A 20,085-nucleotide genomic window follows, 5' to 3' on the forward strand; every position below is an offset into this window, starting at 1 on the left:
GAGCCGCCCGTGGGCTTACATGCTTTGGCCGTATTCCGTGGTTAAAAACGCTGGCACAATAGTCGGGTGACGGTCGTGCGGCAAGCGCCGAGACCGGCGTTTTTCATGCACAAACAAGGCGGAATTGGCTCTGACGCACGAATATTCGCTCCGCCTGATCCGTCGCCTGGGATGAAGCGACCTTCACGGCTTCGTGAGAACAGCGGTTAAGGTTTCGTTAAGGCAACAAAGGGTTAATGAGTGTTCAGAAACAGGCGAAAATTCACGCGCCGATGCGTCGCCTGCCACGGCATCCGGGACGTAGTATGATCTCGACAAACAGTTTCGCCCTTTGCGCCTTGCTGCTTGCCGGCATAGCCGGACTTGCGTTGCGCTCGTCGCCGGTGGAGGCAGACAGCACCGCCGAGATAAAGCCGCTCGGCTTTGCCGCCGAGATGCCGTCGAAGGATGTCATCACCAGCGCCATTCCGCGCACCGACAGCGTGCCGACAGTCAGCGCCGAGCTGCGCGAGGGTCTCGATGCGCTCTCCAACCGCGATGCCGCTTCGGCGATCGCCATGCGCGACCGCCTGCCTTCGACCAGCCTCGACCGCCATATCCTGACCTGGGCGATTGCCGTTTCCGGCCAGCGCGGCGTGCCCTCCTGGGAGATCGCCGGCGCCCAGCGCGAGCTGAAGGGCTGGCCCGGCCTGACGGTTCTGCGCGCCAACTCCGAACGGGCGATGGCCCGCGAGAACCCGCCGGCCGCGGACGTGCTCGCCGCTTTCGGCACCACCCGGCCGGAGACCGCAGAAGGCGCCATCGTGCTGTCGCGAGCGCTCGTCGCGACCAGCGAAACACCGCGCGCTACGGACATCCTGCGCTCCTTCTGGCAGAAGGAAGCGCTTTCCACCGACCTTGAGGACAGGATCCTTGCCGAATTCGGCACGCTGCTTGGCGCCGCGGATCACAAGATGCGCATGGAAATGCTGCTCTACCGCGATCGCGCGGAGCAGGCGCAGCGTTTTGGCGATCTCGGCAAGGCGCAATCGCTTTATCGCGCCTGGGCAGCCGTCATCCGCAAGAACAAGACGGCGGGCGACCTGATCAAGGCCGTGGATGCCGGCTGGCAGAAGGACCCGGCCTATACGTTCCTGCGTATTCGCTATCTGCGCAGCAAGGAGGCGTATCGCGCGGCCGGAAAACTCTTTGCCGCCATGCCCGACGATCCTGCCCGCCTGGTCAATCCGGGTGCCTGGTGGAACGAACAACGCATCGTTAGCCGCGGCCTTGCCGATCTCGGCGACTATCGCGATGCCTATCGCGTCGCCGCCCACCATGGCGCGGACGATCCGACCGATATCGTCGAGGCGGAATTCCATGCCGGCTGGTATGCGCTGCGCGATCTTGGCGATGCGAAGACGGCGGCACGCCACTTCCAGCGCATCCTGCAAACCTCCGACCGGCCCCTTTCTGTGTCCCGGGCCTGGTACTGGCTCGGCCGGGCGGCGGAAAAAGGCGCCCCCGGCGACGCCAAGGACTATTTTGCCAAGGCCGCGAACTTTCCCGGCACCTTCTACGGCCAGCTTGCCGGCGCGCGACTCGGCCGCAAGACACTGAACGTCGCCTATCCCACGCCGACGCCCGAAGAACGCACCAGCTTCCAGCAGCGCGAGGCCGTGCAGGCCATCACCCGCCTTCAGGCTGCCGGCCATGGCTGGCGCGCAGACAGCCTGTATCGGGCGCTTGCCGGCGAACTGATGAGCCCCGGCGAACTAGCCCTGCTCGCGGCGCAGGCCGAAAAGGGCAGCAATCATCAGCTATCGCTGCAGATCGGCAAGATCGCCTTCGGGCGCGGTATCGATGTCGCGGCGCTGGCCTTCCCCATCGGCGTGATCCCCGACGGAGCCAACATTTCCGGCTCTGGCAAGGCACTGGCCTATGCCATCGCGCGGCAGGAGAGCGCTTTCAATCCGGCCGCCATTTCACCGGCCAATGCACAAGGCCTCCTGCAACTGATGCCCGGCACGGCGCAGGGCGTCGCCAAGCGCTACGGCCTTGCCTATTCAAAGGAGCGGCTGACGACGGATGCGGCCTATAACGCGACGCTCGGCGCACATTATCTCGGCGAGCAGATCAACGATTTCGGCGGCTCCTACGTCCTGACCTTCATCGCTTACAATGCCGGTCCGCGCCGCGTGCCGCAGTGGATCGCCCGCTATGGCGACCCGCGCGGCAAGCCGATCGACGAGGTGGTCGACTGGGTCGAGCGCATTCCCTTCTCCGAAACGCGAGGCTACGTACAGCGCGTGATGGAGAACTATCAGGTCTACAAGACCCGCCTCGGCCAGACCGCCGATATCGTGCACGACCTCAGCGTTGGCCGGTAACGCCATATTTTGGGGATGACTTGACGCTGGAATCGGCGATGATGCCTTGTTTTTAACAAGCAAGGCATCGGCATGACAGCTTCGGGCGCGCAGGCATTCCGCGATATCTTTTTTACGAGCGAGGACGGCCTCAGACTGCACGCCCGCGACTATCCGGCCGCTACGTCAGGTGTCGAGGCGCGGCTACCGGTCATCTGCCTGCCCGGCCTCAGCCGCAACGCACGCGACTTCCACCAGCTTGCCCTGATGCTTGCTCATTCTCCAACGGCCCCTCGCCGGGTCATCGCCGTGGAGTATCGTGGCCGCGGGCTTTCGCAATACGATCCGAACCCCGCCAACTACAATGTGATGATGGAATGCAAGGATGTGATCGCGCTCTGCGATACGCTCGGCGTTAAGCAGTGTCTCTTCATCGGCACCTCGCGCGGCGGATTGATCCTGCATATCATGACGGCGCTTCGACCCGATCTCATCGCAGCAACGATCCTGAACGACATCGGGCCGGAAATCGAAGTGCAAGGTCTCATGGAGATTAGGGATTACCTCGGACGCCGCTCGACCTTCTCATCCTTCGAGGAGGCCGCAGAGGCGCTGACGGCGATACACGGTGCGACCTTTCCAACCCTCGATCCTGCCGATTGGCTGGACATGGCTCACGCGCTCTACACCGAGCGCGACGGGTCTGTCGTCGCCGACTACGATCCTGCCCTGAACGACCAGCTTGGCACCATCGATTTCAGCAAGCCCCTGCCGACGCTTTGGCCGCAATTCGAAAGCCTTGCCGAGAAACCGATACTGATCGTCCGCGGCGAGCATTCAAACCTCTTCTCCGCCCAGACGCTGCAAGCCATGGCGGAAAACCGGGCGAACGTCACGGCACAAACGGCTGAGGGTCAAGGCCACGCCCCCCTCCTGCACCGTCAGGACGTCTTCCAGCCCCTGTTTGCATTTCTCTCAAGATTCTGAGCCGCCTGCGGGCCGCTACGTGCCCTGCCCCGTGTCACTCGGGGCCGATATAGAAGGCTATGCGTCAGGGGCCTCCTAATGCTTACGTTACCGTAAGTCAAAACGGGCAGATCGATATGAGCCCCACCACATCGATAGCCCTTCAAGTGGAGAGTTGCCGGCAGTTGGGCAGAACACAGCCCCTAAACGCGAAAACCCGCAGCTCTTCTCAGAGCTGCGGGTCTCTATCCGACCTAGGTCAGATTAGAACGAACGCTGGAAGCGGATCATACCACCCCAGGAGTCGTCGGTGCCGTCGTCGTAGTAAGCAACTTCCGGCGTTACAACGAAGCCCGGTACAACGGTGAAGTTAGCGTTGGCGACAGCAGCGAGAGCGTCGTTGTCGTCGAACGAAACCTGTGCGTTGAGGGTTACGCGTTCGGTAACGGCAGCAGATGCGCCGAGCCAGACAGCCCAGTCGCCACCCCAGGTAGCGTAGGCGTTCTTAACAGCGCCGTCTGTGTTCCAGCCAGCCATTGCGAAGACCGATACGCCACCGAAGGTGCCGTCAGCGCGGAGCTTGAATGCGCCTTCTTCGATTGCTGCGTCGTAACCGCCGACAGCGCGGATGCCGAAGGCGCCGGTCGAGTAACCGATACCGCCAACGATGTTCGGAACGTAGTCGCGGCCGCCCTGGTTGCCGTCATCGGTATCTTCGAGCGAGACTACAGCCGTGAGGCCCGAGCCGTTGTCGTAGTTGTACTGGATGACGTTGGCGTCGTAGATGCCGCCCGAGATCAGGTCGTCCTGGATCACGTTGCCGGCGTAGCCTACGAAGGTGTAGAACGCGGTTTCCGACTTACCGACGCGGAAGCCAGCGAGGTCGATGTAAGCGAAGTTCAGCGAGGAACCGCCAGCTTCACCGGACTGAGCGTGGAAGCGGGCTTCAACGAAGGTCTTCAGGGCGCCGTATTCGGTGTCCGAAGCCGTTTCGAGGTTCAGCGTGAAACGACCGTAGGTGTTCCACTCGTCGCCGCCGTGCGTGCCACGACCGTTTGCGCCGTTTGCGTCGAGGCCGAGCAGTTCACCGCCCTTAACGTCGAAACGAACGTAGCCGCCGATCTTGAGGCAGGTTTCGGTGCCCGGGATGTAGAAGAAGCCGGTGCCGAATGCGTCGCAAACGCGAACGTATTCCATGGGCTCGGGCTCGGCAGCAACGATAGCGTCGGCAGCCTGAGCGCCGGATACTGCTGCGAGAGCTGCAGCGGAGCCGAGAAGAAGGCTCTTGATGTTCATTTCTGACCTCCAGTCAAAAAGTTTCAAACGGGTCTGGGTTTTTTGCTGAAGGACAGCGTTCCCTGCCCCATCCCCAAGTTCAAGAAGTGGACGATCAACCGCCCCTGCTTCCGAGAGTGAAAATACTCGACGCGGTTCCGTAAGCAATCTCCAAACTGAAACGAGGCGGACTTTGTGACTGCCTTCGCCCAACGCTGTTGCGGAAAGGACACAAAATGGCGGAGGGGATCGCTAAAAGTTTATGGATTATTAACAAAACACCTTATGAAGCGGGCACTTAGCACATTGTGACGAGGCGTCGCCCTTGCCGCGGAATGGGCGAAATGAAGGCAAAACGCCTTCATAAACATGGCGGCGGCGTCTTTTGGCACCCCTGCTCCGCTCCGATGCACGGGCGCTCGTCACATCGAAAGCGGGAATCGCATGTCATTCCAAAGGGGTCGATTCGTCGCGATTCTGCGCGTCGGAGCGGTTTTGGAAGACATACGGGTGGGCAGCCAGTGCCATAGGCCGGCAGCTCGCAAGCGCTACAGAGACCTGCCCCCTTGGCAGAATGCGCCGTATTCCCATGCCCCGTATGTCGGCTCGCTCCGGCCAAGACAAACGAAAGCCCGGGACGATCGATCCCGGGCTCCGCTTCTTTAATAGGCTGGCGCGCGGTCAAACCGTTTTACAGCCGGTTTCGTCCTAGAAGAGAAAGTCGCTGGCCGTGAGATCGGAGATATCGACGCTTTTCAAGACGATCACGTCGCCCTTCGCCGCATCGATGAGAACGTCGCTGCCGCTCTGGTAGATGCGGTGGCCATAGAAGAGCTGCTGGTAATTGGCGATCGTCGCGACGCCGCTGAGATCGATGATGTCGTGATCGCTGCCCTTCGCGTCGAAATCGGTGATGGTGTCGCGGCCGAAACCGCTCACGAATTCGAAGATATCGGCATCGCCGCCGCCCGTGAGCTTGTCTACGCCGGCGCCGCCGTTCAGCACATCGCCGCCCGCACCTCCCGACAGCGTGTCGTTGCCGGCCTCGCCGCGGAAGTAGTTGTTGGCGCCGTCACCCTTGATCACATCGCCAAACTTCGTGCCGATGATGTTTTCGACGCTTGTCATCGTATTGAGGCCGCCACCGGCATAGCGCACGCTCGTCACGCCGTTTGCAGCATTGATCTCGAAGCGCAGACCCGCTTTGATCGCGGAGAAATCCAGCATGTCATAGCCGGCACCGCCGCGGTAGGCATCGTTGCCGGCGCTGGCCACGAAATAGTCATGTCCCTTGCCGCCGGAAAAGATGTTGTCATAGGCGTTGCCGACAAAATAGTCGTCGCCGCTGCCGCCCGTGATCTCCTCGATGGAAACCAGCGTGTCATGCAGCCGGCCGTTGGCATAAACGTCGCTTTTTCCGGAGCCGTTCAGAACGATCGAAAGACGGCCGGCATAGCTGCTGAAGTCAACCCGATCCCAGCCGGCACCGCCGTCGATCCGGTCATCTCCCCCACTGGCATAGAAGACATCGTTACCGGCACCGCCATAAAGAGAATCATTGCCCCACGTGCCGGAAAGCTTGTCCGCGAATTTCGTACCCTTAACCAAGGCCATTTGCCGCTCCGTGGGCTGAAGTGATGCCCGCACAGTAGGCTGGCACGACGCCACGAGAAAGCAGAAGCCGGAATTAACGCTAACAGCGACAAGTTTAACGATAACGCCCACGAGCCTTCATTCGACCCGATACCGGTTCACGCGCCGCATGGACGGCGCACAGGATCGCTGGAGTGATCCAAGAGGGAAATTGAAATTTTCCGCTTCGCATCTTCGATCATGACGATCTTCGGAAGGGGAAAACTGGCGGAGAAGAAGGGATTCGAACCCTCGATACCGTTCCCGGTATACTCCCTTAGCAGGGGAGCGCCTTCGACCACTCGGCCACCTCTCCGCTCGCGGCTTCACTATGCGGCAGAGCTTGCGATTGCAAGGCTTTTTTGCCGGCCGAGGCGAAATGAAACCCTCTTTGGCGATTTTCCGGATTTTTCCGCATGACCGCCGGTGCAAACGTCGGCAAGCGTGGCACCTCTGCGTGTCGGAAGGGATTGAAAAGGCGGGAATCGCTCCGTGATTCTCGAGCGCCATCTTGAGGGGCGGCCATTCGGGCACGATGCGCGGATGAAGGCGATGGCAAAGGCCACCTCCGGCGCGTGTCTGCGGGCTCCATCGCCGCCTGCCTGCAAAATTCCGAACATTCGCCTCGAAATCGCCGCGCCACTCCCGTCCTGTTCAACGGCGGTTCAGCTTGCCGGCGCTAGATATCGTGCAACAAGCCCTTGATGCGGAAAGGAATGCGAACATGACAGTCATTATTGACGGCTCGGAAGAGGACGACCTCATCATCCAGAACTACAGGATCGCGCTGGAGGTTCGCACCTTTGAGGGGGATGACGAGATCAGACTGAACCGCGTCGACAAGTTCGGCGGCTCCAACTGGGTCGATGCCGGCAGCGGAAACGACCTCGTGATCAACAGCTTCGAGGGCGACAATCTCATCTACCTCGGCTCGGGCAACGATCTCTATATACACAGCGGCGCGGCCAGCGATCCGGACTATTTCGACAAGGTTTATGGCGGCAGCGGCAACGACACCTTCAAGGTGAAGAGCTACCAGAGCGTCTACAACGGCGACAGCGGCAAGGACACCTTCTACTCCGTGGGCTTTGAAAACAGCTTCAACGGCGGCAATGACAGCGACACGATCAATTACTCCCTGCAGGATTCCAGCAGCGAGAAAGGGCTCGGCATCCATGTCAACCTCAGCAAGGGCCAAGCCTGGGCCATTTCGGGCCGGATCGAAACCCTGTCGCGCATAGAGAATGCAACCGGCACCGGCTATGACGACACGCTGGTCGGCACGAGCGGCGCCAACATTCTCAAGGGCGGCAGCGGCAGGGACCAGCTCGAAGGCCTCGCCGGCAACGACAAGCTCTATGGCGGCAACGGCGTCGACGTGCTCTATGGCGATGCCGGCAATGACCGCCTTTATGGCAACTCGGGCAATGACCGTCTCTACGGCGGGTCGGGCAAGGACTTCCTGGTCGGCGGCTCGGGCGCCGATACATTCGGCTTCACCCGTCTCTCCGACAGCAAGGTCGGCTCGCAGCGCGACGTCATCGACGACTTCAATCCCGACAGCGATGGCGACAGGATCAATCTCAGCGTGCTCGACGCCAACATCAACACGTCCGCCAACAACAGGTTCGTGTTCATCGGCAAGGACAGCTTCTCCGGCACGGCCGGCGAACTGCGCTACTCCGGCACGGTCATTTCGGGCGATGTCGACGGTGACGGCATTGCCGATTTCCAGATCGATGCCGGCCTGGACAAGTACTATGCGAGCGACTTCCTGCTCTGAGCGGATGCGCTTTTGGACAATCGAACGCCGGGGCCCTGCCCCGGCGTTTCACATGCGCGGCTCAGGTGCCGCGCACCAGCCGCTCCAGTCCGTCGGCGAGCGTGGCGGCGACTGCATCCTCCACCTTCGCGCCGAGATGGCGCTCTATCGCAGCCGCGTAGACGGTCCAGAGCCGGGCCCGCATCGCGCGCCCCTCCCCGGTCACGAGCACCCAGCGGCCGCGTCCATCCTCCGGTAGAATCTCGCGACGCACGAGGCCCGCCTCCTCCATGCGGTCGAGCAGGCGGGAGAGATTGTGCTGGGCCAGCAGCGTGCGCTCCTCGATCTCGAAGGGGCGAAGCCGCCCGTCTTCCGTACGCACCAGCTCCCACAGCACATCGTACCAGGCGAGCGGCGGCATGCCGGCGGCCTTCAGATCCTGCTCGATGGCGGCAAGGATGAGGCGCTGGGTCCGCATGAGGTGGATCCACAGCCGTGTGACGGCTTCGGACGGTTCTGGAGTAGTCTCGGTCGAGGAGGTGATCATAGATGCAATTACATACATCTTGACGGCATTGGCAAGGTTTTATATATGCAATTGCATTCAGTTCGAGCCGAAGACAGTCCATGCCCAAACCCGAAGCGATCTGACCGGCCATGCACTCAACCCCTCGCGTTGAACAATGCCAAGGAGTTTTCCTATGACAGCAGCCCGATTGATTCTCGTCAGCCACCATCTCTGCCCCTATGTGCAGCGCGCGGCCATCGCGCTTGCCGAAAAGGGCGTGCCCTTCGAGCGCCGCACCATCGACCTTGCGGCCAAGCCCGACTGGTTCCTCGCGCTTTCGCCGCTCGGCAAGGTGCCGCTGCTGCTGGTGCGCCAGCCTGACGGCAGCGAGGTGGTGCTCTTCGAAAGCGCCGTCATCTGCGAATATCTCGAGGACACCGAGACCGAAACACCGCTCCACCCCGCCGATCCGCTGCAACGCGCCCGGCACCGTGGCTGGATAGAGTTCGGCTCCTCCATCCTCGGAGATCTCTGGGGTTTCGAAACGGCGAAGGATGCCGGGACCTACGAGACGAAACGCAGGGCGCTGATCGAAAAGTTCACGCGCGTCGAGGAGGCGCTTGGCGACGGCCCCTTCTTCGCCGGCGAGACCTTCAGTCTCGTCGATGCGGTCTTCGCGCCGGTCTTCCGCTATTTCGATACCTTCGACACGCTGGTGCCAACGGAGGTTTTCGACGGCTTGCCCAAGGTCACCCGCTGGCGGGCGGCGCTTGCAGCACGGCCGAGCGTCCGGGGTGCCGTTGCCGAAGACTATGCCGAGCGGCTGAAAACCTTCCTCGCGCAGCATGATGCCTGGCTGCTGAAACTGGCCGGCTGAGGCCTCCAATCCAAAGAAAAACCGCTGGAAACGGATCGTTTCCAGCGGTTCTTTATTTCAGGCTTTTCCGTCGGATCAGGTGCGGGCGGCCAGGCGGTCGATCGCGTTCTGCGTCGAGGTGCCGAAATCGCCATCGATCGGGCCGCTGTAATAGCCGCGATCCTTCAGGATTTGCTGGAACTCCTTGCGGAACTGCGGCGTGAAGTTCGCCGGAGACCCCTTGAGTTCCTGCAGCTTGCCCTGATCGCCGCCTTCGACGCTGGCGGCGGCCCAGCGGGCTGCCTCCTTGGCGTTGGAGCGCGTGCCGAGACCCTGGTCGTAAAGCCGCGACAGGTTGCCCATGGCGTAGGTGTTGCCGCCATTGGCCGCCTTTTCGTACCAGTCGATCGCCTGGGCATAATCCTGCTTCACGCCGTTGCCGACGTCGTAGAGCCAGCCCAGCGAGGCCATCGAATAGTAGTCGTTCTGGGCAGCGGCCTTTTCGTACCAGTTGCGCGCTTCGGCATAATCGACCGCAACGCCCAGACCGGACTGATAGGCATAACCGACGGAGGACATGGCGTTCACATCGCCGCCTTCCGCGCCCTTCTTGTACCAGTCAAGCGAGACATTGTAGTCGCGCTGGGTGCCGAGACCCTCGCGGTAGAACCAGCCCATCGTGGCCTGCGCGTTGGCATAGCCCTGCTGGGCCGCCTTGCTGTACCATCTGAAGGCTTCCTCATAGTCCTTGCGCGTGCCGTTGTAGCCTTCGCGATAGAGCCAGCCCAGCGAGGCCTGCCCATAGGGGTTTCCACCGTTCGAGGCCTGCTCGAACATACGTGTGCCCTTGGCCATGTCGACCGGGCCGTCCGTGCCGTAGATCGAATACCAGGCAAGGTTGGTCAGGGCGTAGAGATTCCCCTCATCCGCAGCCTTCTGGTAATGCTCGCGTGCCTTTGCAAAGTTCTTCGCGGCATCGTGGGCGCGGCCCAGCATGTTGCGAACCGAGTTGTCCGTCGGGTTGGCATTGAGTGCCGCTTCGCAGACGGAGATCGCGCGACCGTAATCGATGTTGGCGAAGAGCTTGCCGAGGAAGCCCGGACGCAGGTTCGGTTCACCGGCCAGTTCGTAGCACTGGTCGATATCCGATCCGCTCGTGAGCGTCGACGTCGACTGGTCAGTCGTCGTGACGGTCGAGGTGCCGCTGCTCGACAGCGACGTGCTGTCGTTGCGGCCGGCGGCGAGCTTGTCGATGGCGGCGAGCGTTGCCGCGCCGAATTCGCCATCGGCCGAGCCGCTGTAGTAGCCGCGCTCGATCAGAAGGCTCTGCAACTCCTTGCGGAAGGCAACGGTGAAGTTGCCGGAGGTTTCCTTCAGTTCCTTCAGCTTGGCAGGATCGCCGCTTTCGACGGCGGCGGCAGCCCAGCGGACAGCCTCCTTGGCGTCTGCCGGCGTGCCGAGGCCCTGGTCGTAGAGACGAGACAGGTTGCCCATGGCATAAGCGCTACCGGAATTGGCGGCCTTTTCGTACCAGTAGCGGGCTTCGACATAGTCCTGCTTGACGCCGTTGCCGACGTCATAGAGCCAGGCAAGCGAGGCCATCGAGTAGGAATCGCCGATATTGGCGGCCTTCTCGTACCAGACCTTGGCTTCCGCATAATCCTGCGCCGTGCCGAGGCCGTTCTGGTAGGCCCAGCCGAGCGAGGACATGGCGTTGGCGTCGCCGGCATCCGCAGCCTTGCGGTACCAGGTGAGCGACTGGACGTAATCCTGCGAAACGCCGAGGCCTTCGCGGTAGAACCAGCCCATCGTCGCCATGGCATTGGCATAGCCCTGGTTGGCCGACTGCTGATACCATTTTACCGCTTCGGCATAGTCCTGGCGCGTGCCGCCATAACCTTCGCGGTAGAGCCAGCCGAGCGAGGCCTGGCCGTAGGAATTACCGGCGGTCGAAGCCCTCTCGAGCATCGAAAGGCCCTTCGGCACATCGACCGGGCCATCCGTGCCGTAGATCGAGAACCAGGCAAGGTTGGTCAGCGCATACATGTTGCCGAGCTCGATCGCCTTTTCGTAGTTGCGACGGGCCTCGACATAATTGCGGTCGGCGTCCTGCGCACGGCCGAGCAGGTTGACCAGCATGCCGTCGGACGGGTTTTCGTTGACGGCCTGCGCGCAGGCGGAAAGCGCCCGCTTGGCATCGATCTTCAGGAAGTTGACGCCCAGGAAGCCGGGCAGCGACTGCGGTTCGCCGGCAAGCAGGAAGCAATCCCGCGAGGCGGCCGTTTCCTTGGAGGCGACATCGACGCTGAGGCCCTTTTTCGGCTCGAGCGCTGCGATGAGATGTTCGGCGTCGCTGCGATGCTTGCTGTCCGGATAGCGCTCAAGGAAACGCTGGAGAGCGGCCGCGTCGGTCGATTCCTTCAGCGCGTCCCAAGCGATGCCATCGGCATCCTGCCCGTCGTTCTGGGTGGCTTCCTTGAGGCTGGCGAGCTTCTTCTCCGCCAGCATCTTGTAGACCGGGTCCTTGCCGTGCTTGGCGATGAACGCGTTGATCAGATCTTCATCGGCGAGGTCACGGATGTTCTGCCAGTCGGCAGCCGCTTCGGACTGACCGTTCGGCGAGACTTCCGTGTTGCCGCTGTTGGTGACGTTGATGTTCACTTCCTTGATGTTCAGGAAGATCTGCGCACCGCCGAGCGAACCATAGACGAAGGGTTCCTGCTCGCGGTTGGTGGCTTCCACCACCTCGTCGCGCACCTTGCCGAGCGCAATGCGCACGTCGAGGCCGGGCTCGGTCAGGTATTTGGAAAGCGCGGTTGCGAACGGGCTGTTCTTGCCTTCGCCGTCAAGCGCCACCGTGCCGGCCTTCGAAGCGAAGGCGATCAGCGTGTCGGCCGATTCGGGCTCCACACGGGCAAGACCGCGCGTCACGGCACGGGTGCCGACCGAACGCGTCATGGATTGCGAAAACGGATTGTTGCGGCAGGCATCGAGAATGAAAAGCTTCAGCTTCTTGGCGCCTTCCAGCGACCGCTGAACGCGATCGATGGCCACACTCTCGTCCTCGACGTCGCGGTCGCTCTTCAGCGCCGCATCGACGGGAATGAGGTAATTGACCCCGTTCATCTCCATCGCGTGGCCGGAATAATAGACCACCGCCATGTCCGCGTCAGCGGACTCGTCCTCGAACTCGCGCAACGCCTTCACCATGGCGGAGCGGTCGAGATCGAGCACGGTCTTCACGGAATCGAAACCAGCCGCCTCGAACGACGCGCGCATCAGCTCGACGTCGTTGGCGGGGTTGTTCAGCTGAGCGGTCTCTTCGTATTTCTGATTGCCTATCAACAGCGCAACGCGTTTCGCCTCAGCGGCGCCCGCATTGAACACGACGACGGCGATCGACACGAAGAACACCGGCGCCCAGCGTTTTTGTATTCGCTTGAACATGCCCTTCCCTCCGGCATTATTGCCGCCAGTATTACGTATGGGCCTAGCGGTTTCAATGACTAAGCCGGCGGATTTTTTTGGCCGGATCGCCGAAAAAATCACGCGGGGGCGATTTCCACCCAGCGACCTTGCCGGGAAGATTCGGCCATGGCGTGCACGGACTGCTCGATGCGCAGGCCATGGTTGAAGTCGATGGAATGCGACGCCATGCCGGCGATGGCGGCGATCAGCTCGCGGCATTCTATGACCTTGAGATCGTTGAAGCCGAGGCCGTGGCCGGGCGCCGGAATGAAACGGTCATAGGGCTTGTGGTGCGGTGCCGTCAGGATTGTGGAAAAGCCCTGCTCGGTGGCGCGGCCATCCGTCGTATAGAGCTGGAACTCGTTCATGCGCTCCTGATCGTAGAGGATCGAGCCCTTCGAACCATAAATCTGCAGCGCGATGCGACCCTTACGGCCCCAGGCCGAGCGGTTGGCCATCAGCACGCCGGAAATGCCGCCGGGAAGGCGCATCAGGACGCTGGCAATATCGTGGTTTTCGACGTCGCGGCGGCCACCATCCTTCAGCGGGCGGTCGGCATAGGGTTTGGCGAGCGATGCGATGACCGCCTCGACATGGCCGAACAGGCTCCACAGCAGCGAGAGCGGATGCACGGCAAAATCATCGAGTGCGCCGTAACCGGAGGTCGCTTCGCTCTTCCAGTAGAACAGCGCCTCCGGATCGGCCATGAAATCCTCGTCCATCTCGATGCGGACGTGATTGACCGTGCCGATGGCGCCTTCATCCAGCAGCGAACGGATGTGCCGCATCACGGGGTTCTGGATGTAATTATAGCCCATGACCGCGATCTTGCCGGACGACCGCTGGGCGGCAAGCATGCGCTCGGCATCGGCAAAGGCCGGCGCCATCGGCTTTTCGCACCAGACATGTTTTCCGGCATCAAGGGCGGCGATGGCCATCTCGGCATGGAACTGGTTCGGCGTGGTGACGGAAATCACATCGACATCCGGATCAGCAAGCAGGTCGCGCCAATTGGCGGTCGCCTTGGCGAAACCGAATTCGCGGGCACGGCTCGCCGCGAGATCCGCATTGGCTTCGGCGAGATGCACGAGGCGCGGGCGGTCGACATCGCCGAAGACCGTGCTGACATTGTTCCAGGCGAGCGCATGGCACTTGCCCATGTAGCCCGTGCCGATCAATCCGATTCCCAAGGCCTTCATGACATTTCCTCCGCTGTGTCTCCGCGCAGTTCCAGACGCAAAACCGCTACGCAGTTTTGCTGGAATTGCTATATCTCGCCACAAGGGCGCTCCAAGCGTCATGCATAGCGGGAAAGATTTGGAACGAAAACTATCTTTTCTCGAGATATGGAATATTTATTTCATTCGTAGCAGAATGGCCGCACGAGGAGGACTGGATCCATGAACGACACCGAGGCGGCCCTGGCGCGGGTACCGCGCGATTTCGACAGCCTGCGCAGCGTGATCATCGAGCGCAAGGCAACCATGCCGAAACGATTGGCGCAGGTGGCGGCCTACGCGCTCTCCAACCCGGACGAGATGGCCTTCGGTACCGCGGCGAGCATCGCAACGGCAGCGGATGTGCAGCCTTCCACCCTGGTGCGTCTGGCCCATCACCTCGGCTACGAAGGTTTTTCGGACCTCCAGAACGTTTTTCGCGCCCGGCTGCGCGACCGCACATTGTCTTACGAAGAGCGCCTTCTCACGCTGGAAGCAGGTCCCGCAGTCAACAGCGATACGGAACTGCTCTCCGGCTTCCTGACGGCGGCAAGCCAGTCGGTCGCGCGGCTCGCCAGCACCATCGACGGCGAGACCTTCTCGAAATCCGTCGATCTGCTGGCCCGCGCGGAAACAATCTATCTCGTCGCCAAGCGCCGTTCCTATCCGCTGACCGCCCATATCGCCTATGCCTTTGGCAAGCTTGCCATCCGCCACCAGATCATCGCCTCGCCGAACGGTATCGATCCCGAAATGACGCAGTTTGCGACGAACAAGGATGCGGTCATCGCCGCGAGCTTTGCGCCCTACGCCGCCGAAAGCCTGACGCAGGCGCAGGAACTGGCGGGGCGCGGCGTGCCGATCGTTGCGATCACCGACTCGGTTTTCTCGCCGCTTGCCGCCTCCGCCACATACTGGTTCGAAGTCTCGGAAGCCGACTATGCCGGCTTTCGCTCGCTCTCCGCCTCCATGGCGCTTGCCATGGCGCTGCCCGTTGCGATTGCCGAAAAGCGGCGCAGCCTGCGGCGCGCGCCGAAACGAAATGCTGTGGAATAGAAACGGAATGAATATTCCGAATTGACAGAATAATGGAATTCATGTTTCATTTTCCCAACGTACCGCCGCAGTGAGACGGTGGCGTCGCAAGACCGGGAGGAAGACATGCCGCACACGGAACAAGACAGGACGCTCGACGTCATCACGATCGGCCGCTCGTCCGTCGACCTCTACGGCCAGCAGCTCGGCACGCGGCTTGAAGACACCGCTTCCTTCGCCAAATCCGTCGGCGGCTGCCCGGCCAATATCGCGATCGGCACCGCCCGCCTCGGCCTGAAGTCGGCGCTCATCACCCGCGTCGGCGACGAGCAGATGGGCCGTTTCATCCGCGAGCAATCCGCCCGCGAAGGCGTCAATGTCGAGGGCATCAAGACCGACAAGGATCGCCTGACGGCGCTTGTGCTGCTCGCCATCGAATCCGAAGGCGTCTCGCCGATGATCTTCGTGCGCACCGACTGTGCCGACATGGCGCTCGACGAGGGCGACGTGGACGAGGCCTTCGTGAGGTCTTCCCGCGCCGTGCTCGTTTCCGGCACGCATTTTTCGCGACCCAACACCGAGGCCGCGCAGCGCAAGGCCATCCGCATCGCCAAGGAAAACGGCGGCAAGGTCATCTTCGACATCGACTACCGCCCGAACCTCTGGGGCCTCGCCGGCCATGCCGAGGGCTTCGAGCGTTATGTGAAGTCTGACCGCGTCTCCGCCATCATGAAATCCGTCCTGCCGGATTGCGATCTCATCGTCGGCACCGAAGAGGAGATCATGATCGCGTCCGGCGCCGATGACGTGCTTTCCTCGCTGAAGGCGATCCGCGCCCTCTCCTCCGCCACCATCGTGCTGAAGCGCGGCGCCATGGGCTGCATCGTCTATGACGGCCCGATCTCCGACAATCTGGAAGACGGCATTATCGGCCAGGGCTTCCCGATCGAGGTCTATAATGTGCTGGGTGCCGGCGATGCGTTCATGTCGGGCCTCCTGAGAGGCTGGCTGCGGGGCGAGGACCATGCGACCTCGGCCACCTGGGCCAATGCCTGCGGCGCCTTCGCCGTCTCCCGTCTGCTCTGCTCGCCGGAATATCCAAGCTGGGACGAACTCTCCTTCTTCCTGAAGAACGGCAGCAAACACCGAGCGCTGCGCAAGGACGAGGCTATCAACCACATCCATTGGGCAACCAACCGCAAGCAGGCCGACATTCCGCTTCTGATGGCGCTCGCCTGCGACCACCGTATGCAGCTCGTCGACGTCGCCGACGAACTGAAGGTACCGCACGAAAAGATTTCCGAGTTCAAGCGCCTGACCGTGAAGGCCGCCGCCCGTGTCGCCGATGGCCGGCCGGGTTACGGCATGCTGATCGACGAGCGTTTCGGCCGCGACGCCTTTTTCGATGCCGCCGAGCAGAATTTCTCCTGGCTCGGCCGCCCGGTCGAACTGCCGGGCTCCAAGCCGCTGCGCTTCGAGTTCAGTCAGGACATCGGCTCGCAGCTCGTGGAATGGCCGCTCGACCATTGCATCAAGTGCCTGTGCTTCTATCATCCGGACGATCCGGCAGCGCTCAAGAAGGAGCAGCAGGAAAAGCTGCGCACCCTGTTTGAGGCGGCACGCCGGGTCGGCCGCGAGCTGCTGGTCGAGATCATCGCCGGCAAGAACGGGCCGCTCAAGGATGATACGGTCTCGACGGCGCTTCAGGAACTCTACGATCTCGGCATCAAGCCGGACTGGTGGAAGCTGGAGCCGCAGGCATCGAGCGGGGCATGGGAAAACATCGAGGCGGTGATCGCCAAAAATGACGCCTATTGCCGTGGTATCGTGCTGCTCGGCCTGGAGGCGCCGACGGAGGAACTGGTCAAGGCGTTCGAGGCAACCAAGGTGGCGCCGGCCGTCAAAGGCTTTGCCGTCGGCCGCACGATCTTTGTTGACGCCGCCCGCGCCTGGATGGCCGGCAAGATGGACGACGAGGCAGCGATATCGGACATGGCCGGCCGCTTCCGCGAACTGACCGACGCCTGGCTGCGCACGCGCGGTCTTTAAAGCAATCCCAGGAAACGAGTGGGCGGTTTTCCGCCCGGGATTGCGGCAAATGAAGAGAATTTGGGAGGAATACCATGGGCAAGACGATCCGGCTGACGATGGCGCAGGCCGTCACGCATTTCCTGAAGGCACAGATGACGGTCGTCGACGGCAAGAAACAGCCGATCTTCGCCGGCGTCTGGGGCATTTTCGGCCACGGCAACGTCGCGGGCATGGGGGAAGCGCTTTACCAGGTGCGCAATGACCTGCCGACGCTGCGCGCCCATAACGAACAGGGCATGGCGCATGCCGCCGTCGCCTTCGCCAAGGCGAGCTTTCGCCAGCGCTTCATGGCCTGCACAACCTCGATCGGCCCCGGCGCGCTGAACATGATCACCGCTGCCGGCGTTGCGCATGTCAACCGCCTGCCTGTCCTCTTCCTGCCCGGCGACGTCTTTGCCAATCGCATTCCCGATCCGGTCCTCCAGCAGATCGAAAACTTTGGCGATGGCACCGTTTCGGTCAACGACGCCTTCCGCTGCGTGTCGCGCTATTTCGATCGCATCACCCGGCCAGAACAGATCATCCCCGCCCTGAAGCGCACCATGCAGGTACTGACCGATCCGGTCGATTGCGGCCCTGTGACACTGTCGCTCTGCCAGGACGTGCAGGCCGAAGCCTACGACTACCCGGCAAGCCTGTTCGACGAGAAGGTCTGGACGCATCGCCGTCCGCGGCCCGACACGGACGAGCTTGCGGCGGCCATCGCGACCTTGCGCAAGGCGCAAAAGCCGCTGATCATCGCCGGCGGCGGCGTGCTTTATTCGCAGGCGACGGCGGAACTCAAGGCCTTTGCCGGCATGCATGGCATTCCGGTCGCCGTCACCCAGGCCGGCAAGTCGGCGCTGCCGGATGATCACCCGCTCTGCATGGGCTCGGTCGGCGTCACCGGCACCTCCGCGGCCAATGCCTTTGCCGAGGAGGCGGATGTCATCCTCGCCGTCGGCACCCGCATGCAGGATTTCACCACTGGCTCCTGGGCGCTGTTCAAAAATGATGGCGTCAAGATGATCGGCCTCAACACCGTTGCCTTCGACGCCGCGAAGCGCGACAGCCAGCCGCTCGTCGCCGATGCGCGCGAGGGGCTGACGCTGCTGTCCGAGGCGCTCGGCGGCTGGAAGGCGCCCGCTTCGTTTACGGAATCTGCAAAGCCCCGCAAGGAAGCCTGGATGGCTGCCGCCAACCGTGCAACCGCTCCGACCAATGCGGACCTGCCCTCCGATGCGCAGGTCATCGGCGCGGTGCAGCGCACGATCGGCGGCGAGAATTCGGTGATGGTCTGCGCCGCCGGCGGTCTGCCGGGTGAGCTGCACAAGCTGTGGCAGGCCCACAAGCCGGGCGGCTACCATATGGAATACGGCTTTTCCTGCATGGGCTACGAGATTGCCGGCGGCCTCGGCGTGAAGCTGGCGCGGCCGGAGGCGGATGTCGTCGTCATGGTCGGCGACGGCTCCTACATGATGATGAATTCCGAGCTTTCCACCTCGATCATGCTCGGCCAGAAGCTGACGATCGTCGTGCTGGACAACCGCGGCTACGGTTGCATCAACCGCCTGCAGATGGGCACCGGCGGCGCGAACTTCAACAACCTGCTCAAGGACTCGATGATCGAGATGATGCCGGATATCGACTTCCGGGCGCACGCCGAAAGCATGGGCGCGGTCGCCGTGAAGGTCTCTTCGATTGCCGATCTCGAAACGGCCATTCAGAACAGCAAGGGCAATGATCGCACGTCGGTGATCGTCATCGATACCGACCCGCTGATCACCACCAAGGAGGGTGGCCATTGGTGGGATGTGGCAGTGCCGGAAGTGAGCCCGCGTGAAGAGGTCAACAAGGCGCGCGAAGCCTATGTGAAGGCCCGCGCCGCGCAGACTATCGGTTAAGACAGACACCCCACCCTCCGCGTCATCCTCGGGCTTGACCCGAGGATGACGCGGAGGGTGGGAAGAGACAATGATAATGCAAGGGAGGCCGTAGCCTCCCGCCAAGGAGACGATAATGAAAGCCAAACTCGGCATGTCGCCCATCGCCTGGTGGAACGACGATCTTCCGGAACTCAGCGACGACGTATCCCTCGAGGAATGCCTGCGCCAGTCGCGCGGCGCCGGTTTTACCGGCATGGAAAAGGGCCGTCGCTTCCCGGAAGATCCCGCGGTGATGCTGCCCATCCTGCGCGCCGCCGACGTCACGCTGTGCGGCGGCTGGTTTTCCGGCACGCTGGTCGACGAGGAACTCGCCGCCAACAAGGACCGCATCGCGCCGATGATCGCGCTGTTCAAGGCGGTCAACGCGCCCTGCATCGTCTATGGCGAAGTCGGCCGCTCCATCCAGGGCGACCGCTCCAAGCCGCTCGCTACCAAGCCGCGCCTGTCGGACGATGAGATGAAGGCCTATGGCCGGCGCCTCACGCAGTTCGGCGAATGGTGCGCCGAGCAGGGCATGCCGCTGTCCTATCACCACCACATGGCCGCCGTCGTCGAGACCGAGCCGGAACTCGACGCCTTCATGCGCAATTCCGGCGAAGGCATTCCGCTCTTGCTCGATGCCGGGCACCTCGCCTTTGCCGGCGGTGATGTCCTGCGCGCCATCGACAACCATCACGCCCGCATCAACCACGTCCACGTCAAGGATATCCGCCAGTCGGTGGTCGATGGGCTCGATCGCAGCCGGCAGTCCTTCCTCGACGCGGTGGCGCTTGGCGCCTTCACCGTGCCGGGCGACGGCTCGCTCGATTTCGGCGCCATCGTGAAGCGCTTCGCGGATTATGGTTATGAAGGCTGGTTCGTCGTCGAGGCCGAACAGGACCCGCGTGAAGCGCCCCCGCAGAAAATGGCCGAAGTCGGTTATGCGGAACTGATGCGCGTCATGACCGCCGCGGGTTATACCGTGGAGACGGAAGGTTTTCCGAAAGGATAAGCCTCAACCGT

Annotated in this window: 13 protein-coding genes and 1 tRNA gene; 8 read left to right on the forward strand and 6 right to left on the reverse strand. The window is 62.2% G+C overall.

Annotated features, from left to right (window positions below):
* The first annotated feature begins 305 nt into the window (after window positions 1-305).
* Window positions 306-2,369 (forward strand): lytic transglycosylase domain-containing protein, encoded by a 2,064-nt coding sequence (locus tag MUO32_RS07345; protein ID WP_257947569.1) that lies wholly within the window; start codon window positions 306-308, stop codon window positions 2,367-2,369.
* 72 nt (window positions 2,370-2,441) lie between these two features.
* On the forward strand, window positions 2,442-3,335 hold the full coding sequence (locus MUO32_RS07350; RefSeq protein ID WP_257947570.1) for an alpha/beta fold hydrolase: 894 nt from the start codon (window positions 2,442-2,444) through the stop codon (window positions 3,333-3,335).
* A gap of 243 nt (window positions 3,336-3,578) precedes the next feature.
* Here MUO32_RS07350 and MUO32_RS07355 read toward each other — a convergent pair whose 3' ends face one another.
* The 3 genes from MUO32_RS07355 to MUO32_RS07365 all read right to left on the reverse strand — a co-directional run bounded on the left by MUO32_RS07355 (window position 3,579) and on the right by MUO32_RS07365 (window position 6,537).
* Entirely contained in the window at window positions 3,579-4,610 is a 1,032-nt protein-coding gene (locus MUO32_RS07355; RefSeq protein ID WP_257947571.1) for a porin, read from the reverse strand.
* Window positions 4,611-5,297: 687 nt separating this feature from the next.
* The gene (locus MUO32_RS07360; protein ID WP_257947572.1) at window positions 5,298-6,203 is read right to left on the reverse strand and encodes a M10 family metallopeptidase C-terminal domain-containing protein; all 906 of its coding nucleotides are present in this window, start codon (window positions 6,201-6,203) and stop codon (window positions 5,298-5,300) included.
* 244 nt (window positions 6,204-6,447) lie between these two features.
* Window positions 6,448-6,537, reverse strand: a tRNA-Ser gene (locus MUO32_RS07365).
* A gap of 408 nt (window positions 6,538-6,945) precedes the next feature.
* On the opposite strand from MUO32_RS07365, the gene MUO32_RS07370 reads away from it, so the two are divergent.
* Window positions 6,946-8,004: a calcium-binding protein gene (locus tag MUO32_RS07370; protein ID WP_257947573.1), complete on the forward strand. Its 1,059-nt coding sequence runs from the start codon at window positions 6,946-6,948 to the stop codon at window positions 8,002-8,004.
* 61 nt (window positions 8,005-8,065) lie between these two features.
* Here the strand turns inward: MUO32_RS07370 and MUO32_RS07375 are convergent, their stop codons facing one another.
* Window positions 8,066-8,530: a MarR family winged helix-turn-helix transcriptional regulator gene (locus MUO32_RS07375; RefSeq protein ID WP_257947574.1), complete on the reverse strand. Its 465-nt coding sequence runs from the start codon at window positions 8,528-8,530 to the stop codon at window positions 8,066-8,068.
* A 154-nt stretch (window positions 8,531-8,684) separates the two neighbouring features.
* Between MUO32_RS07375 and MUO32_RS07380 the strand changes: the two genes are divergently transcribed.
* Complete coding sequence (locus MUO32_RS07380) at window positions 8,685-9,368, forward strand: glutathione S-transferase family protein (protein WP_257947575.1); 684 nt, start codon at window positions 8,685-8,687, stop codon at window positions 9,366-9,368.
* Between the two features lie 75 nt (window positions 9,369-9,443).
* Here the strand turns inward: MUO32_RS07380 and MUO32_RS07385 are convergent, their stop codons facing one another.
* Both MUO32_RS07385 and MUO32_RS07390 read right to left on the reverse strand, forming a co-directional pair.
* Entirely contained in the window at window positions 9,444-12,794 is a 3,351-nt protein-coding gene (locus tag MUO32_RS07385) for a caspase family protein (protein ID WP_257947576.1), read from the reverse strand.
* 98 nt (window positions 12,795-12,892) lie between these two features.
* On the reverse strand, window positions 12,893-14,014 hold the full coding sequence (locus MUO32_RS07390; protein WP_257947577.1) for a Gfo/Idh/MocA family protein: 1,122 nt from the start codon (window positions 14,012-14,014) through the stop codon (window positions 12,893-12,895).
* A gap of 201 nt (window positions 14,015-14,215) precedes the next feature.
* Between MUO32_RS07390 and MUO32_RS07395 the strand changes: the two genes are divergently transcribed.
* The 4 genes from MUO32_RS07395 to iolE all read left to right on the forward strand — a co-directional run bounded on the left by MUO32_RS07395 (window position 14,216) and on the right by iolE (window position 20,074).
* Window positions 14,216-15,088 carry a MurR/RpiR family transcriptional regulator gene (locus MUO32_RS07395; protein ID WP_257947578.1) on the forward strand — a complete coding sequence of 291 codons (873 nt, stop codon included), beginning with the start codon at window positions 14,216-14,218 and terminating at the stop codon, window positions 15,086-15,088.
* A gap of 105 nt (window positions 15,089-15,193) precedes the next feature.
* Window positions 15,194-17,116, forward strand: coding sequence for a 5-dehydro-2-deoxygluconokinase (gene iolC / locus MUO32_RS07400; RefSeq protein ID WP_257947579.1), 1,923 nt, complete (start codon window positions 15,194-15,196; stop codon window positions 17,114-17,116).
* 74 nt (window positions 17,117-17,190) lie between these two features.
* Window positions 17,191-19,041 carry a 3D-(3,5/4)-trihydroxycyclohexane-1,2-dione acylhydrolase (decyclizing) gene (iolD, locus tag MUO32_RS07405; protein WP_257947580.1) on the forward strand — a complete coding sequence of 617 codons (1,851 nt, stop codon included), beginning with the start codon at window positions 17,191-17,193 and terminating at the stop codon, window positions 19,039-19,041.
* A gap of 115 nt (window positions 19,042-19,156) precedes the next feature.
* Entirely contained in the window at window positions 19,157-20,074 is a 918-nt protein-coding gene (gene iolE, locus MUO32_RS07410) for a myo-inosose-2 dehydratase (protein ID WP_257947581.1), read from the forward strand.
* The last annotated feature ends 11 nt before the right edge of the window (window positions 20,075-20,085 follow it).

Origin of the sequence: Shinella sp. CPCC 101442, from assembly GCF_024704725.1 — a bacterium.
In the GTDB taxonomy this organism is placed as follows: Bacteria; Pseudomonadota; Alphaproteobacteria; order Rhizobiales; family Rhizobiaceae; genus Shinella.